The following is a 17,670-nucleotide window of genomic DNA, read 5'->3' on the forward strand; positions in this document are numbered from 1 at the left end:
GGTTTTGCCGACTTGGCCTAGCCTGATAACGAAGGTAGTAAAATAAAATGATAAAGACGTTGGGAAAACGCGCTTTCGCAATCGTATTGAGCGCATCTGTATTGGGATTAGCAGCATGCTCTTCCGCCCCAGAACAAGAAGAAATCGAACGCGTACCAAATAAATCTGTGCAGGCATTATATGAGGACGCCAAACAAACGCTCGACTCAGGTCTGTATGCACGTGCCATAGAGCTTCTCAGTGCCATCAATTCACGTTACCCGTTTGGCCCTTATTCACATCAAGTGCAAATGGATTTAGTCTACGCTTTTTATCAGACTGGGAACACCGAACAGGCGCTGTCCACAGTAGATCGCTTTTTACGCCTGAACCCCAACCATAAAAATCTCGACTACATGTATTACATGCGGGGTTTAATCAATATCAAAGCAGACGAGAATGGCTTTCAGGAATATTTCGGCATTGATCGCGCAGATCGTGACCCAAGCCGCACACGGGTTGCTTTTCAGGATTTGACAACACTTGTGAAAAATTATCCAGACAGTGCTTATGTACCAGAAGCAAAAAAACGTCTGGCATGGCTGCTAAATAAAATGGCACGTTATGAGCTGAAAGTAGCCAACTATTACTTTGAGCGTGAAGCCTACTTGGCTGCCGCAAACCGGGGGAAATACGTAGTTGAGCATTTCTCGCAAAGCAGCTACCTGGCGCAAGCGCTTGAAATGATGGAAAAAAGTTATGCCATGCTAGGGCTGGATGAACTGAGCGACAATGCCCGCAAAGCAAAAGAGCAGAATCAGCAGCGCTAAGCGACTCATTCACACTGAATACCACAACGCCGGATTGCACACAGCATCCGGCGTTTTTATTTGAGTGAAACAGGGCTTAGATGGCTTCCTCGTCTTCCTCACCGGTACGGATACGAACAACACGTTCGACTTCGGTGACAAAGATTTTCCCATCACCAATTTTGCCGGTTTGCGCCGTTTTCAAAATAACATCGATAGCCCGGTCCACGTCTTCTTCTGCCAGAACAATATCTAGTTTCACTTTCGGCAGGAAGTCGACCATGTACTCCGCACCACGATACAGCTCAGTGTGCCCTTTTTGCCGGCCAAACCCTTTGACTTCACATACGGTCATACCGGTAATACCTACGTCGGACAACGCTTCTCGCACGTCATCCAGCTTAAATGGTTTAATGATGGCTTCTATCTTCTTCATGGTTGATTCTTATCCCTTTGGTAATGCGTCGATTTTAGACAATCCCATAAAACAAGGCAAACAAAGCAATTGAATAAATAAACAAAAAGACGCACTATACTAAGTAGTGTTTATTCCTGTTTTTGGCTGTCATCATGAAAAGAAATACAGGCTTCACGCTTTTTGAGTTGGTTATCACTATTGCTATTTTGGGTATACTGGCCACGTTGGCCTTCTCGTTCAGCGGCGGTCTGACCACCTCAACCCGCGCCGAGTCCTACCTCAGGGAACTTAAACGTACTGTGACCTTTGCCAGAGCACAGGCAACAGCAACCGATGAGATTATCATTATATGCCCGGCGACCACAGCACTGGTTGAAGCCAACAACAGCTTTGTTTGTCAGAACGATTGGCAGGCCAACCGGATCGCGGTCTTCCTCGACAGAGACAATAACGGTTCATACAACACAGGGTCCGACGACTTGTTGCGTGTGATGGAACAAGTCCCCAACAATGACGGCCTCACTTTTCCAGCATCCAGCTTACGTTTTGACTCTAGCGGCCGTACAGCGATGTTGCAGGCCAGCAGCTTTGTTTATTGTCCTACGGCCACAGATTTTCCTAATCAACAGCTGGAGGTGAGTGTTGTGGGATCTGCACTCTACCGAGGCGACACGACATTAACCTGTAACTAAATTGCCCACTTTTTCTGATATCCATCTTTTTACACCAGTAAAAGGGGCTTTAAAAACTCTTTTGATTCACTGACAGCACACAAAGGTGATATTTACTCATAGACCTTGCAGTCCGGGCCTAAGCAACTAGGCTGACACTATGACTGATGCATGGATGCATACTCATGGCCTCAAGGACTATCTGCGGGTTTAGCCTGCTTGAATTGATTATCTGCATAGCGCTGTTTAGCGTATTATTACTCCTGGCCGCCCCGGCAGTACACTCGATGACGGAGCTGGACAGAGCCCGACAAGCTTTGGTGCAGATTGACCGCCACCTAACTTTGGCGCGACTGCACGCGATAACGCATCAGACACCCGTCACGATCTGCCCCCTGGTCAATAATCGTTGTACAAGCTTTTGGCATCAGGAGCTCACCATTTTTACCGATCGGGATCAACGAGCCTACTTTAACAAAAACGATGTAAAACTGATGATTATCTCTGGTATACGTGCGGCAGATACGCTGCATTACCCCAGAAGGGCCATCACCTTTAAGCATACAGGCACATTGAAGGGATTTGGCAATGGTACCTTTGTGTATTGCACACAACGGCTCACTGGGGCCCCTCTTGGCCTGGCATTGTCTGTAAGTGTTGTTGGCAGAAGCCGACTCAGAGACACCAAAAAGTGTATGTAACGGGAAGAGCCAGGTTAATGCCCAGCTCTGTTGGATATTTGCCGTATGTCAGGCACTTGTGTGCGCTATCGACCCCAGCATCGATCTGCGGTAAACGTTCCTGTACTGCCGCGAATATTTAGATTATTAATGGTCAACGTGGTGCACTCAGTGTCATCTGCCAGCGGCCCACCGCTTGCTGTGGCTCTGATCACGAAAGAATTTAGGTCGTCACCCAGCTCAATCTCCAGTGAGAAATAGTTATTTTCTGTTGTCGCGGGTAACCCCAGTGCCGCCAGTGAGTTGGTGTATTGGCGGTTATCAACAAAATACTGCTCTTGTTTGTTCGCCGCATCCAGTAAAGTTGCTGCTGCTTCAGCTCTGGCAGCGCGTCTGACATATTCCGCATAGCTGGGATAGGCGATACTGGCTAAAATCCCCAGAATAGCGATGGTGATCATCATCTCAACCAGGGTAAATCCCAGTTCTGTGTGCTTAGTTTTTTTCATCATGCTCTTCTTTTTTGTAAATGTACAATAGCCGCGTTTGCATTGTGATTGTTACCTCTTTAGAGCCCGTTGGACCACCAACACTGCCATCCGACTTACGATATGGCTCAGCGGCGTCTGGTTCTACCAACTTCACCTTGCCATCAACAACATCACTTGAATTACCGTCATCGAGATGGACAACCGGACTGATCAGCTGAGCTTTAATCGTAGTACTGCCATCTTCCTCGGTATGCTCACTATAGTGCACTCTGGGTGTATCCGGCACTTCTGCCGTGGTTTGATAACTGCGCTGATCCAGCATCTGCATGCCATAATTGAGGTGCAAAACATACAGCCTACCCTTACCTGCGGTGATCGAGCACTCGTTCACTTCGACACTGGCCGGGGTAAAGGTGGTGTAGTAGGCCACACCGGCAACCACAGTCGCAGCTGCCATCGACTTCTCGCCATTTCCGAGTTTTAATTTCCAGCCCTTAGCCGCGCCCAGCTCGACTTCTTTTTCAACAAAGCTATCAAAATCATCGAGGCGGGAATAAAACGGATCATTCGTGACATTCAGCAAATCCGACGAACGGATAACATCCGGTCTCGTCTCTCGGTCGAATGATCGGGTTTTGGTATTTTCATCCCTAATCATGTAGAGAAAGTCTTGCACTGAGGTGGACGTAGGCTTAGCCCGGTTACCACTGCCAATCAGAAGACCATCATAGGGGATATCCCGACGGATTGTTACCGTCTGACCGTTTACCGTTTTGGTTGAGACCTTAGAGAAATAGGTGCGAGCAACCACCGGACGATAGAAAAAACGCCGTTCATTATTGTCGGTGTTACCACTGAGGTTGGCCAGCTGAAAATGAGTCCAGGGGGTTTCACTGTCATTGGGTTTGGTGCCAGGTAAGTCAAACCGCCACACTCCGCCTCCGGTATCGGAGGCATATATACGGTCTATATAACCGTCGTAATCAGAGTCAACCGTGCTGACGTCAGCAGCGATACTGTGTTTGCCCTTGAAGCCGTTGTCGGCGGTCAAGCTCCAAAATGGTTTACCGGTTTCGATGTCAACGATGTAAATCCCGCGGCCTTTATTGTCCTCGGAAAACAAGGCATTGTCTTTATTGGTGTCATATCCGCCACCAAAGATAATCACCGGTGTATCAGGCTTTGCCTTAATAAAAGTGACCTGAGGCTTAGACCAGGTTTGCGCTAACTGCTCGTAAGGTGCCACACCGCCTTTTATCGGCCCCCCCCAAAGTAACCTGGGGTTATCTGGCGAGGTAATATCAAAACCATAATATTCATTACCGCCACGGCGCATACCCACAATGAGCCACACCCGCTCACCGCTGCCAACCATACCATCATCATTTTTATCCCAGAAGTACACCGTAATTGGACCATCGACCCCGTAGAGTTTAGTGTCATCCTGACGATCCATTTGCGGCTTAAGGATATCTAACAATGAGCCAGGTACAAATGCCCAGCTTTCGGTGACCGTATCGCCATTATCTTTGAACATATGTAAAAAACCGGCATTGGTGCCGACAATCACCCGCTGATCACCATTGCCATAGTCAATGGTTACTGGCCTTGAGTGCAGCGGATCACCAAAAATCGTACTGCGCCGATCCTGAGTAGAATTGTTATTGTTCTCATCATTAACATCAATTCCCCGGGACCAGTTAATCACATTGGGCAGTACGGCGGCATTATCCACTGAAAACAAGGTGCTAAGTCTGGCCAAATCTCCGCCCGCCGCAATCAACGCGGTGGCATAGTCAAACGACATTAAGGTGCCTTTACCATAGTCTGAGTAGATCTTACGCGTGGTTTGCCTGGACAGTTGATAATTCACGCCCCCGACGCCCACCTTAGAGCCATCTTTTGAGCCAGGCTGAGACCAGTAAGTCGTGACGTTATCAGCGATGGTCCCTTCTTCGTTAATGGCATGACTACTGCTCCCCATACCGTGGATCACAGATCCTTTCACCTTGAGTTTTTTGAGATTACCGCGCCAGCGGGTATGGGTTTCAGGGTAAAACATGGTGTAGTAGATTGAATCCCCACTGCGACTTAAGTCTGAACTACTGGTTGACACCGAGGGCGACGAAAAGCTGTCGCTTTTTTCGCGAATATTCGTAATGGTGGCTTTCAGTGCCTCAGACAGCTCCGAAGCTGTATTGGCATGCTTATATTCCCCGCCACCATCCAGTGCGGTTTGTTCCAGCAAGGCTTTACCAGCATTCGACATCCCGGTACCAAACCCAATGGTATAGGTGCGGGCGAAATCTTGCTCCAGTGGTGTGGCTGGGTAAAGGTCAACCTGGGTTTCCGGGGTGCCCCTCATAACCTTAGCCAGTGAATTCAGGTAGTTGTTCGACACTCTGCTCGGCGTAGTACCAAAAGTAGACACATATTTATTATAGATATCCGTATTGCGCGCCGAATCACTGGTGGGGTCGCCGTCGGTCATCAGGATAATATTAGTCGAGGTATCACAACGCTTAGGCGCCAGTGGATCCGGCCTGAACGGCGAAATATAAACCCCATTGCTTTCAATGCTGCGGTCACGATCACTCTTATCTCGACCATATAAGACGTTCTTTCCGGTCAGATAAAGGTATGCCTCCCACAGGGTTTCAGACAGAGGCGTATTGCCGCTGGCCGGCAGGTTAGCAATTTTACTTTTCAAGGTTGTCTGACTGGCCCCCAAACCATTTAATACATAGCCGCCAGAGCTGGAATACAAACGCATCAGGCCGATATCAAAGTCGGGGTTCTCATCGACCAGCGTCGTAATGGCGTCCTGGGCAACTTTCAGGCGGCTGTCACCACAATTTGACTCCCGGTACCAGCCATTGCGCACCTTATAACAGCGCTTACTGGTCTTTGATGAATCAAAGCAGTCGATGCTACGAAACCGTCCGCTGCGATATTCGTAGCAGCGCTGGCCGTCTTTAACATCCCACGCCATACTGCCGGAGGTATCAAACACAACCAATACCCGCGATTTTTCTGAATTCGAAATATCGTGCTTTACAAACAGTTCAATGTCTTCGGCCTGGGTGCTGAATATCAGTAAAGCGCTCAGGGCAAGTAGGATTCTGTGCCACATTATTGATTCTCCCGATTACTCATTACCTCTTGCGCAATACCAATTACTACGGTTACCTGATGTCGCGACTGGTCGCCATACTGCACGCTGCTTTCCACTTCAGTCACGACACAGCTCAGTCCGTTAGTAAAATTAAAAACACGAGGACATTCCAGTAACAACTCACCACTGTTGAGATTTTCCTGCAAGCTTTCCAGTTCAAGCTCTTCATCTTCGTGTATTAATCGACTGGTCATTTCACCGTCGTCATTCTCAAACCGACCATTGAGCGAGTTAAATACACTGGCACCAAGTAGCGCTTTCTCCCGCGCGATGATCCGCTGTACCTCGCCCATTAATAAGGCTTCGGCCGCTTCACGCTCCTGCGCCGCATTGGTCACTTTGATGTCAATGGTACTGCTGCTCATCAGGGTCACGGCAACACTCATTACGGCCACAATAAGCACCATAGAAACAATCAACACCATACCCTGCTGTTTATGTGCCATTACCATGTCGAGATCCCCATGTTATAAAGCTGAATGGTGGTCGAGAACACCGTACGCCGATAGTTATCGTTGAAGGTTAAGGTACGCCTGTCCGGGTCATTGCCAAGCGTGTACGTCTGGCTTTTTAACTCGAGGCCCGCGTCGGACTCTAATACCCGAACCAGCGCAATGATCTGAACTGTTAAAATACCACCCGAGCGCTCCCAGTCACCCGCTGTCATGTCCTGTGTACTGCGGTAGGTGTCCACCCGGCTGTCACCATTGCTATCCAGACCGAACAAGTAACGAATGTCCTCAACGCCTTCTATCACGGCCTCTTTCGTCATGCCACCCGCCACCGTCAATCTTCTGCGCATTAAAATGGGTGTCGTGACCGTTTGGCCATTGATGCGAATGGGCTGTTCTTCAATGTAGTAAACATGATGGCTGTATGGCCATAACGTGGCGTTATTGGTCGGCAATCCACCATAAGCATCCCCCGCCACAAACGTGCCCTGCTCCTGCTGCGCAATAAAATAGTAGCGGTTATTTTCTACGTCGTTATCATCTGTGATCTGTCGACCTTCAAGAAACTTGAGCTGTAATACCTCAGTGTTATTTTTGGCGCCGGAGATACAAGTCAGCGCGGTGCCGCTTGTTTGGGTTGCAAAAACAGAGCGAAAGTTAGTCTGATCCGTATTCGGAAAGCTGCCATTGTTAAGACCGCCAAAGCAGTCGTTGACGGGGTTAGCCGGACTGGTTGAATTGTTCGTGGTCAGTCCTTTATCGTAAAATGTGCCCCAAAAACCAACCTGTTCAATATCGCGTCGCAACAGAGTCAGTGTCAGGCGACCGACCTCCTGCAACTCACCAATGGCCATCGTATCGCGGGTCGTCACTTTCATACTGACATAAGCAGTCACGACACCACCAAGCAGGAGTGCGCCAATGAACATGGAGATCAGTAGCTCAACCAAAGTGAAACCTGAGCGTCTCATCTTAATCCCTCACCAGAATATAGCTGTTGATGCTAACCACACGCCGAAAGTCATTGTTATCGCCACAAATGATGGCCTGATTGGTCGCATTCATTTCAAATGCCTGACGCCCAGCCCAGGCGACGCTCACGGTGACGTTGAACCCCCGGCCCTGAGAACCCGGCACCAGGGCAGTGGTAATGCACACTGTCGTATCGTCAAGTGAGCCGGTGTTTTCACGGGCCTGGATGGCCATGATCCATTGCTCCAGATCCATGGCCGCAATTTCTGCGTTGGTGCAGACGTTACTGAAGCAGCTATTGTTGCCGCTCACCGTCGCGGTGCTGCTAAACACTTGTTGGTACTGGTTACCCAGGTTACTGGTGTCGTTGCTGCGGATCCGCTGCATAATATCACCAGCCAGAGCGACAGCAGCGGCGCGTTGCATAGAATCGAAACTGGCTTGCTTGGCTTTTGCCTGCAGTGCCACCGCGCCCAGCAGGCCAAAGCTCAGCACCATAAACGCGATAAGCGATTCTAAAAGCGTAAAGCCGCGATTTGCGTTAATGTACACAGTGTTTGCCATCATTTTTCAAAGTTGGTTTGCTCCACTACATAGTATAATGAATCACTTCGTCATGAACCCGGTCGTGGGCTCAACGGTCAATCAGCTGGGTTCAATGGTCAGAACAATGATTTAAAACTGGCTGCTGCGCGTCGGCTCACCGTGATTGGCTCAGCAAACCCCGCCAGCCTGACCCGGTGACTACCCTCAACGGATTCCAGGCTCAGTACCGCTTGTTTTTTCACTAAGGTATTTCTGTGCACTTGCACAAAGTGCCGTGGGTACGCAGTCATTAATTTTTTTAAAGGAATATCAATGAGCGCTTCACCGCCGGTAAAATAGATGTGGGTATAACGCTCATCACTTCTGGCAACAAGAATATCGGATACCGCCACCCAGCGTGTATCATGACCCACCTGATATTGCAGACGTTGCATTTTTTCACCATAGATATGTTCCAGTAGCGCTAACAGACGCTCTTTATCTATTGGCTTAACCAGATAGCCTTCAGCCAGCAAATCAAACGCGCGCATAGCATGTTCGGCAAATGCGGTAACGAAAACAATTTTACATGCAGGCATCTGCTGCCTGAGCTGGTCGGCGACCTCAAGCCCATCGATGCCTGGCATAGCAATATCCAGAAATACTAAATCCGGTGACGTACGCGCACATAACTGTAACGCCTCAGTGCCATCGGCGGCCTCTGCCACACAGGTAAAATGATCAAACTCCGACATCAATCGCCGTAATCGCCGCCTGGCGATTGGTTCATCATCTAAAATCAGATAATTCATAAGCTCCGGTGTCAGGTAAAAGGATGGTTGCTACGAATTTATCATTATCTCGCTCAATCCTCAAACTAGCCCGGCGGTGATAGTACAGAGACAGTCGTTTATCGATGTTTTTAGTCGCAATGCCATTGCCACTGGAATGATGTACTGAATGAGGCAGGGGGTTAATAACGCGTAATGAAATGACATTGTTAACTTGCTCAATCTGAATCGTAATGGTGCCGCCTTGTATACGCTTTTCTATACCATGCAATACCGCATTTTCGACCAATGGTTGAAGTGTCAGTGTCGGAATAGGCACACTCAGTAGCGTGTCGTCAATTTGCCAATGGACCTGTAGCCTGTGCTCAAAACGAAAACGTTCCAGGTTAAGATAATCTTTTGTCAATGCCACTTCATCGGCAATGGTATGCCATTTTTTTTCCGCAAAGGATACCCGCATCAGGCGTGCCAATAATAATGCAGCCTGCTCTGCATCGGAAGCATTTTCATGAGTTAGTTCGGCCAGTGTATTGAGGGTATTATGCAAAAAATGTGGCCTGATCCGTGCCTGTAAGGCATCAATCTCTGCCCGTGCTGCCAGCTCTAGCGCATTCACATTATCGATATAGATAGACATGAAATACAGCAAGATCACCACGACAAAACAACAAATGGCACTGTGGCTAAACACGGGGCCCCAGTCTATCGGCACATGGGAAGACAAAGGCGTGAACTGGATCCCAATACTCAACCCAATACACACGCTGATAAACACCACAAATACGATACTCAGCTCAAACACGCCATTTTGTCGTGGTTTAGATACTTTAAAAGCACTGATCAGTGCAATGATAGCCAAAGATAACAAGGCGTTACTGTGGGTAAATAAGCTCACCAGGCCCAGTGTCAGCCAGAAGTCATCATAATCGGCGAGTGTGTAAATAAAAGAAAGGGATTGCGAGGCGATCAGCATGGCTAACACGCCTCGTTCAGACACCATGGCTTTTAATAGTCCCAGGCCGATGGCCTCTGACTTATCCATGGCAGGAGAAGCTTACCTGAGCTCAACAGGCACGGCGAAAACGACGTTCTCTTCCTGCCCCGGGTTTTCTAACACCGTTTGACCGCCCAGTGCTTTGAGGCGGGCAATGACTTGCTGAACCAGCACTTCTGGGGCGGATGCCCCAGCAGTGACACCCACTTTGTCAACGCCTTCAAACCAGCTAGCTTCCAGACATTGATCGTCATCAATCAAAAACGCCCTTGTACCCATTTTATCGGCAAGTTCACGCAGTCGATTCGAATTGGAGCTGTTTTTTGCTCCGACCACAAGTAACAGGTCAACTTTATTGGCCAAATCTCTGACCGCATCCTGACGATTTTGTGTGGCATAGCAAATATCATCTTTACGCGGGCCATGGATCTGAGGAAATTTCTCCCGCAGTGCCTCAATGACATCTGAGGTGTCATCCACAGACAGTGTGGTCTGGCTGCAATAGAACAAATTACTGGGATCTTTCACTTCTAAGGTCGCGACATCTTCAGGTGTTTCGACCAGGTAAATCCCACCGGCTGGATTATTATACTGGCCCATAGTGCCTTCCACTTCCGGATGTCCGTGGTGACCGATGAGAACACACTCCGTTCCTTTGCGGCTGGCACGGGTTACTTCCATATGCACTTTAGTCACCAAAGGACAGGTGGCATCAAACACTTTAAGCTCACGACGCTTAGCTTCCTGACGCACTTGCTGAGATACGCCATGCGCACTGAAGATCACAATACTATCGTCAGGTACCTGATCGAGCTCTTCAACAAATACAGCGCCACGCGCTCGTAATCCGTCAACCACATATTTGTTATGTACGACTTCGTGACGCACATAAATGGGTTTTTCGAAGATATCCAGTGCACGCTCAACAATGCTGATAGCGCGATCGACACCGGCACAAAAACCACGCGGGTTGGCGAGTAAGATGTCCATTAGTTTTTCACCTCTAAAATATCGACTTCAAAGGTCACTTTTTGCCCCGCCAATGGGTGATTAAAATCAACGGTAACAGAGTCACCGGCGACCTCACGCACCAGGCCTGGCAGCTCAGTACCATCGGGCTGAGTAAAAGCAATGATACTGCCAACCTCGGCCGGAGTATCGGCACCAAACTTACTGCGATCAACATAATAAATGTTGTCTGGATTTGGCATCCCAAAGGCATCTTGTGGCTCTAGCTCAAACGATTTGCTGTCACCGGCTTGAAGCCCAAGCAGACATTTTTCAAAGTTTTCAGTCAGACTGCCGTCACCCATAAAGAGCTTAGCCGGTTTATCATGTACTTTCGTTGAGTCTGCTGCAGAGCCGTCAGCCAGTTTTATCGAAAAGTGGAATAAAACTTCGGATTGTGGGCCTATTACCTGCTCACTCATGCCTTTTTCTCCTGCGTATCCGCGTTGTCACCAAAAATAGCGTCAAATAACAATAAACCTGCACCGCCAACTATGGCCATGTCTGCGACATTAAATGCCGGGTAATGCCAGTCCTGATAGTAAAAGTGCAAAAAGTCTACGACATAACCAAGCGTAACCCGGTCATATAGATTACCTAAAGCCCCAGACAGAACCAGTGCATAGGCACTGCACAGCAGCCAGTTTTTGGCGGGTAGTTTCTTCAACCAGTAAATCAGCAAACCACTAATGGCAACAGCTATCGCACTTAAAAACCAACGTTGCCAACCGCCTGCTTCACTTAAAAAGCTAAACGCCGCACCATAGTTATGCATATAGGTAAAATTAAAAAATGGCAGCAACTCAATAGACTCATAGAGCCGCATGTTTTCGACTACCAGTGCTTTCGTGCCGAAGTCTACTGCAAACAGCAGCAGACTCAGCCACAACCACACCAGACCACTACGCTCGGTCGATTTGGTCATGCAATACTCCTAGATTAAGCGAACTGACGCTGTTCACCAGCGCCGTCAACATTGGTCACACAACGTCCACACAGCTCAGGGTGCGCTTCGTGCTGACCAACATCTTCACAGTGGTGCCAACAACGATCACACTTAGCCGCCTGGGTTGCCTTCACAGAGATAAACAAGCCGTCAATCTCAGTCGCAACCGCGCCTTCAGGGGTTGTGTTAACCATTTCAACCTGGGCTTTAGACGTTAGCAGGACAAATCGTAACTCGTCCTTCAGGGTCTGCAGTTTGTCTGCCAGGTCGCCACCTGTGTAGAGCGTCACTTCGGCCTGTAAGGTCGCGCCAATGATCTCTTCTTTGCGTGCACTTTCGAGTACTTTGTTGACTTCGTCACGCACTGCCAGTAACTCTTGCCAGAAATCGTTGCTCAACTGGCCTTCGCTGACTTGTGTCAAGCCATCGTACCAGACATCTGTGAACACGAATTCACCGCGCTCACCTGGTAGTACTTCCCAAATCTCTTGCGCTGTAAAACTCATGATAGGTGCCATCCAGCGCGTCATTGCTTCTGCAATATGGTACAACGCACTTTGACAAGAACGACGGGCATGGCTGTCACTCTTAGCCGTGTACTGACGGTCCTTGATCACATCAAGGTAGAACGAACCAAGCTCACCGGTACAGAAGTTCATCAGCTTTTGTGTCACAACCAGCATTTGGTAGTTATCGTAAGCTTCCACAATCTCCTGCTGCAATTGTGCTGCGCGGCTGACAATCCAGCGATCCAGTTCAATCATGTCTTCCACGGCAACCAGGTCAGTCGTCGGATTAAAACCACTCAGGTTAGACAACAGGTAACGACTGGTGTTACGGATCCGGCGGTAGCGATCTGCTGCACGCTTAAAGATCTGATCTGAAACCGTCATTTCTGCCGTGTAATCGGTTGACGCTACCCACAAGCGAAGAATATCGGCACCCAGCTTATTCATGATGTCCTGTGGTGAAATTACGTTACCCAGCGACTTGGACATTTTGTGGCCTTTTTCATCCACAGTGAAGCCGTGTGTCAGAACCTGACGGTAAGGCGCGTGGCCATTGATCGCCACGGAGGTCATCATCGAGGACATAAACCAGCCACGGTGCTGATCTGAACCTTCCAGATACAGGTCAGCAGGACCTGTCAGCTCTTCGCGCGCATCAACCACACACGCGTGCGTTACGCCTGAGTCAAACCATACGTCCAGGGTATCCTGCACTTTGACATACTGCTGCGCATCCGCCTCGTTAAGCAAAGTTGCTGGCTCCAGGTCATACCAGGCCTGAATGCCTTGTTGTTCAACCAACTTAGCAACGTCTTCAATCAGGGTCTCAGTTTGCGGGTGCAATGCACCGGTATCTTTGTCAACAAACAGGGCGATGGGTACACCCCAGGTACGCTGACGAGAAATACACCAGTCAGGGCGCCCCTCAACCATGTTGGCAATACGGTTTTCACCCCACTCTGGGATCCACTGAGTCTTGCCAATCTCTGCCATGGAATCCTGGCGCAAGTTAGCCTGGTCCATGCTAACGAACCATTGTGGTGTCGCACGGAAGATAATCGGCGTTTTGTGACGCCAGCAATGTGGATAGCTGTGTGTCATTGCATGATGATGAACCAAAGCTCCCTGCTCTTTTAGATGCTCAATAATGACATCATTCGCTTTAAACACATGCTGACCAGCAAAAACTGGGGTATCTGGCAAGAATACACCGTTTGCACCCACCGGGTTTGCCACTTCAAGATCATACGCCTGACCTGCTGCAAAATCTTCCGGTCCGTGACCTGGTGCCGTATGAACTATACCGGTACCTGAATCAGTTGTGACGTGTTCACCCAGGATCACTGGTACATCAAAGTCGTAGAAAGGATGCGCAACACGCAGGTTTTCAAGTACTGCACCTTTAGCATAACCCAGCACGTGATAACGACTAAAGCCAAAACGATCCATTGCATCTTTGACCAGCTCAGAACCCAGTACCATGCGTTGCTCTTTGCCGTCGTCTTCAATTTGTACCAGCGCGTACTCTAGTCCGCCATGTACAGCAACCGCGCGGTTAGCAGGCAGGGTCCAGGGTGTGGTAGTCCAGATCACAGTACTAATGGAACCAGAACCCTGATGCCCCTCTGCCAGTTTAAACGCGTTCACCAACGCCTGTTCATCAACAAAGTCGAACTTAACATCAATTGCTGGCGACTGTTTATCCTGGTATTCCACTTCTGCTTCAGCTAATGCTGAACCACAGTCTGTACACCAGTGAACTGGCTTAGCGCCTTTGTGCAGGTGACCATTTTTAATAATGCGGCCCAATACACGCAGTGCATTGGCTTCGAAATCAAAGTTCATGGTCAGATACGGGCGATCCCAGTCACCTAATACGCCCAAACGTTTAAAGTCTGTCTTTTGCCCTTCAACTTGTTTGCGCGCGTAATCGCGGCACTTTTCGCGAAATTCAGCAACAGACACTTTTTTACCCGGCTTGCCAACTTTCTTTTCTACCTGTAGCTCAATCGGTAGACCATGACAGTCCCAACCTGGCACATAGGGGGCGTCGAAGTCGGAAAGTGTCTTTGACTTAATAATAATGTCTTTGAGGATCTTATTTACAGAGTGACCTAAGTGAATATTGCCGTTGGCATAAGGAGGACCGTCATGCAAAATAAATGGCTTTTTACCTTTTTTGGCATTGCGGATCTGACCATACAGGTCCTGATCGTACCATTTCTTAAGCATTTTGGGCTCGCGTTGTGCCAAATTGCCACGCATTGGAAACTCGGTTTCCGGTAGATTTAACGTATGCTTGTAGTCGCTCATTTACTTTACTTTCCGTATCGGCTACTTAAAATTATTGAAAAAAGTGTTTTGCAGCAATCACATCCTGTGCAATTTGCTCAGTTAACTGCTGCAATGACTCAAATTTTTGTTCATCACGGAGCTTATGTAATAGCTCCACTTTTATAAACTGACCATATATTTCCTGGTCAAAATTAAAGATATGTACCTCTAGTAATGCACGATTGCCGTTCAAGGTCGGTTTCGTGCCGACGTTTGCTACGCCGCAGTAGACGGTATCATGTACCCTGACGCGAACTGCAAACACGCCCTGAACCGGGCTGACCTGGCGCTTAAGTGCCACATTGGCCGTTTTAAACCCCAGCTCGCGGCCTTTTTTCCAACCATGGATGACCCGTCCTGATATCGCATAAGTGTGGCCCAGCATTTCATGGGCAAGTGCTACATCGCCAGCGGCCAGTGCGGCACGGATCTGCGTGCTACTGACCCGGCTATTTCGTTGTCGAAAACTCTGCGTGTCTTTCACTTCCATATTCAATTCATCGCCCAATCTCTGCAGCATAGAGAAGTCTCCGACCCGGCCTTTACCAAAACGAAAATCATCCCCCACGGTCAGAGCCCTGACGCCGAGCTTGGCGCTGAGCACCTGGCGAACAAAGTCTTCTGCCTGGAAGTTGGCGAAGCGCGCATTAAAACTCACACAAATCACACGCTCAATGCCAATATCTGCCAGCAACGCGAGTTTGTCTCGCAGTCGAGTTAACCTTGCAGGCGCTTGCTGCCTGGCAAAAAACTCCTGTGGTTGTGGCTCAAACAGCATTACTGTACTTGGCAGCTTGTGCACCCGAGCATCTTCAACCAGGCCTTTCAGTACCTCGGTGTGCCCCAAGTGTACGCCATCAAAGTTTCCTATCGTCAACACACAGCCATAGTGGTGGGGTCGAATATTGTGGATCCCTCTGATCAATTGCATACAACTAACACCTGTGATTACTAAAGCAGTATAAAAGCCCGATTATACCCAAGTTACCAGCAAATGCGAATAAAGCCTATGCAGGGCTTACCGGAACCGCAGAACTGTCCCTAATCGTACTCAGTCGCACCCCCGTAAGGTACATAACAGCAAAGTAAGTGAGTATGGCAATGACTAATTGCAAGCCCAGGATGCCAATCTGACCTATCAGGTCACTCCCCTGCCAGGGTAGAAGCTGATTCAGCCATACAAGGACACCCGACATCACCCCACTTGCAATGATACACTTAGTGAAAAATATCAACGTGAATCCCGACACCCGATATACTCCAGCCTGATTAAGATAGCGATACAACAAGGCAGCATTGCAGGTGGCGGACAAGGCGGTTGCCAGCGCCAGCCCAAGGTAACCAATAAAAGGGGCCAGCATGAGGTTAAACAACATATTCAAAGACATAGCAATGATGCCGACTTTGACAGGAGTCTTAGTATCCTGACGGGCAAAAAAGCCGGGAGCCAGTACTTTAATCAACATAAAGCTAACCAGGCCGACTGAATAGGCCGTAACAGCGCCACTGACAGCGCCGATATTATCCTGTTCGCTTTGGTTAAACGCGCCATGACCGAACAACACCGAAATAATTAACGGGCTGATAAGTATCAATCCTGCCATCGCCGGGATACCCAAGAACAACACGAAGCGAACTCCCCAATCAAGTGTTTGCTGAAACTCCTGAACGCTATTTTTTGCGTGGAGTTTCGACAACGCAGGTAGAATTACAGTGGCAATACCAATGCCAAACAACCCCAGTGGAAACTCAATTAATCTATCGGCGTAATACAACCAGGCGATTGAGCCGGTCGCAAGTGCTGCGGCAATGATGGTATCGAGCAACAAGTTTATCTGGCTGACCGACACGCCAAACATGGCAGGCAACATCAGTTTGCGTACTTTTACGACCTCTGGCGCATGCCAGGCGAATGTCGGTTTCGCCAACATACCAAGCCGCGCTAAAAACGGCAGCTGAAATAAAAACTGCACCAGCCCACCCAAAAACACGCCAATGGCCAGGGCATATGCGCCTTGCTCAAATCGTTCATGGAATAACAGCGCGCAACTGATGATCGAGATATTCAGCAACACGGGCGTAAATGCAGCCACCGAAAAGCGGTTATACACATTCAGTACGGCTCCGCTGAGTGCAACCAGGGAAATAAAAAACAAATAAGGAAAAGTCAGCTTCAACAGCGCACTGGCCAGCACAAACTTCTCGGCATTTTCTCCACCCTGCCACCAATCAATAAACCAGCTGGTGCCAAACAGAGCGGCGATCACCGGCGAGCCGATCACACCAATAAGTGTCACCAGCATTAAGATTGTGCCTAAGGTTCCTGCGGCTTGCGCAACAAACAGACGCACCTTATCGTCTCCGTGCTGCTCTTTTATTTCGGCGAGCACAGGCACAAACGCCTGTGCAAACGCACCTTCAGCAAAAAGGCGACGCATAAAATTGGGGATCCGGTTTGCAAACAAAAAGACGTCGGCGGCAAGCCCTGCCCCCAGTAAATTTGCCACGACGGCGTCTCTGACCAGTCCCATTACCCGAGATATCATGGTCATGGCACTCACTATCATGCCAGATTTAAACAGCCCTTTTGCCACGCGATTTCCTCACATTATTATTTGCGCGGAATTATGCCATAAGCCCGCACAGATAAATACTCGTGTACAACGTGACAAAACAAGGACCTTCTCTGGCTTGTGCACCCATCCAATAACAACAAAGGGAACAGACTCAATTTGATTCGAAGCGACGGATCAGCACAAACACTCTAGTAGACCCTTAGTGGATTTGTTACAATAGAGTCAGAGTGCCAAGCGGTGCGCCAGGCCGGTGCTAACTTGGTATAAGATCTGAGAATATGATTACATCCAATCATTTCAGATTCGCTGTCGTGCAACCCAACTAGCCGCTTATGGCTGC

Annotated in this window: 17 protein-coding genes; 3 read left to right on the plus strand and 14 right to left on the minus strand. The window is 48.9% G+C overall.

The window, feature by feature from the left end; translation table 11 throughout:
* Positions 1-47 precede the first annotated feature (47 nt).
* A complete protein-coding gene (locus tag MHN33_RS02240) occupies positions 48-809 on the plus strand; it encodes an outer membrane protein assembly factor BamD (protein ID WP_239394211.1) in 762 nt (253 codons plus the stop codon).
* A 76-nt stretch (positions 810-885) separates the two neighbouring features.
* Here MHN33_RS02240 and glnB read toward each other — a convergent pair whose 3' ends face one another.
* A complete protein-coding gene (glnB, locus tag MHN33_RS02245; protein ID WP_239394222.1) occupies positions 886-1,224 on the minus strand; it encodes a nitrogen regulatory protein P-II in 339 nt (112 codons plus the stop codon).
* Positions 1,225-1,358: 134 nt separating this feature from the next.
* Here glnB and MHN33_RS02250 point away from each other — a divergent pair, with 134 nt between their 5' ends.
* Positions 1,359-1,898: a GspH/FimT family pseudopilin gene (locus tag MHN33_RS02250; protein ID WP_239394233.1), complete on the plus strand. Its 540-nt coding sequence runs from the start codon at positions 1,359-1,361 to the stop codon at positions 1,896-1,898.
* A 164-nt stretch (positions 1,899-2,062) separates the two neighbouring features.
* Entirely contained in the window at positions 2,063-2,578 is a 516-nt protein-coding gene (locus MHN33_RS02255; protein ID WP_239394243.1) for a GspH/FimT family pseudopilin, read from the plus strand.
* A 65-nt stretch (positions 2,579-2,643) separates the two neighbouring features.
* Here MHN33_RS02255 and MHN33_RS02260 read toward each other — a convergent pair whose 3' ends face one another.
* From MHN33_RS02260 to murJ, 13 genes are all read right to left on the minus strand, one after another.
* A complete protein-coding gene (locus MHN33_RS02260; RefSeq protein WP_239394991.1) occupies positions 2,644-3,066 on the minus strand; it encodes a type IV pilin protein in 423 nt (140 codons plus the stop codon).
* A complete protein-coding gene (locus tag MHN33_RS02265) occupies positions 3,053-6,181 on the minus strand; it encodes a PilC/PilY family type IV pilus protein (protein WP_239394245.1) in 3,129 nt (1,042 codons plus the stop codon). The genes MHN33_RS02260 and MHN33_RS02265 overlap by 14 nt, the downstream gene beginning before the upstream one ends.
* A complete protein-coding gene (locus MHN33_RS02270; RefSeq protein ID WP_239394247.1) occupies positions 6,181-6,675 on the minus strand; it encodes a pilus assembly protein PilX in 495 nt (164 codons plus the stop codon). The genes MHN33_RS02265 and MHN33_RS02270 overlap by 1 nt, the downstream gene beginning before the upstream one ends.
* Positions 6,669-7,646: a PilW family protein gene (locus tag MHN33_RS02275; RefSeq protein ID WP_239394257.1), complete on the minus strand. Its 978-nt coding sequence runs from the start codon at positions 7,644-7,646 to the stop codon at positions 6,669-6,671. The genes MHN33_RS02270 and MHN33_RS02275 overlap by 7 nt, the downstream gene beginning before the upstream one ends.
* A 1-nt stretch (position 7,647) precedes the next feature.
* Positions 7,648-8,214: a type IV pilus modification protein PilV gene (gene pilV, locus MHN33_RS02280; RefSeq protein ID WP_239394268.1), complete on the minus strand. Its 567-nt coding sequence runs from the start codon at positions 8,212-8,214 to the stop codon at positions 7,648-7,650.
* Between the two features lie 95 nt (positions 8,215-8,309).
* On the minus strand, positions 8,310-8,984 hold the full coding sequence (locus MHN33_RS02285; protein WP_239394270.1) for a response regulator: 675 nt from the start codon (positions 8,982-8,984) through the stop codon (positions 8,310-8,312).
* On the minus strand, positions 8,962-10,005 hold the full coding sequence (locus MHN33_RS02290; RefSeq protein ID WP_239394282.1) for a histidine kinase: 1,044 nt from the start codon (positions 10,003-10,005) through the stop codon (positions 8,962-8,964). Before MHN33_RS02290 ends, MHN33_RS02285 begins: the two co-directional genes overlap by 23 nt.
* A 12-nt stretch (positions 10,006-10,017) precedes the next feature.
* Entirely contained in the window at positions 10,018-10,947 is a 930-nt protein-coding gene (ispH, locus tag MHN33_RS02295) for a 4-hydroxy-3-methylbut-2-enyl diphosphate reductase (protein ID WP_239394291.1), read from the minus strand.
* On the minus strand, positions 10,947-11,387 hold the full coding sequence (gene fkpB, locus MHN33_RS02300; protein ID WP_046006681.1) for an FKBP-type peptidyl-prolyl cis-trans isomerase: 441 nt from the start codon (positions 11,385-11,387) through the stop codon (positions 10,947-10,949). The genes ispH and fkpB overlap by 1 nt, the downstream gene beginning before the upstream one ends.
* Complete coding sequence (gene lspA / locus MHN33_RS02305; RefSeq protein WP_239394310.1) at positions 11,384-11,890, minus strand: signal peptidase II; 507 nt, start codon at positions 11,888-11,890, stop codon at positions 11,384-11,386. Before lspA ends, fkpB begins: the two co-directional genes overlap by 4 nt.
* Before the next feature lie 14 nt (positions 11,891-11,904).
* Complete coding sequence (ileS, locus tag MHN33_RS02310) at positions 11,905-14,733, minus strand: isoleucine--tRNA ligase (RefSeq protein WP_239394321.1); 2,829 nt, start codon at positions 14,731-14,733, stop codon at positions 11,905-11,907.
* Positions 14,734-14,764: 31 nt separating this feature from the next.
* Positions 14,765-15,685 carry a bifunctional riboflavin kinase/FAD synthetase gene (gene ribF, locus MHN33_RS02315; protein ID WP_239394323.1) on the minus strand — a complete coding sequence of 307 codons (921 nt, stop codon included), beginning with the start codon at positions 15,683-15,685 and terminating at the stop codon, positions 14,765-14,767.
* Positions 15,686-15,761: 76 nt separating this feature from the next.
* A complete protein-coding gene (gene murJ / locus MHN33_RS02320) occupies positions 15,762-17,348 on the minus strand; it encodes a murein biosynthesis integral membrane protein MurJ (protein ID WP_343224788.1) in 1,587 nt (528 codons plus the stop codon).
* Positions 17,349-17,670: the final 322 nt, after the last annotated feature.

Source organism: Pseudoalteromonas sp. OOF1S-7 (genome assembly GCF_022347765.1).
Lineage (GTDB): Bacteria > Pseudomonadota > Gammaproteobacteria > Enterobacterales > Alteromonadaceae > Pseudoalteromonas.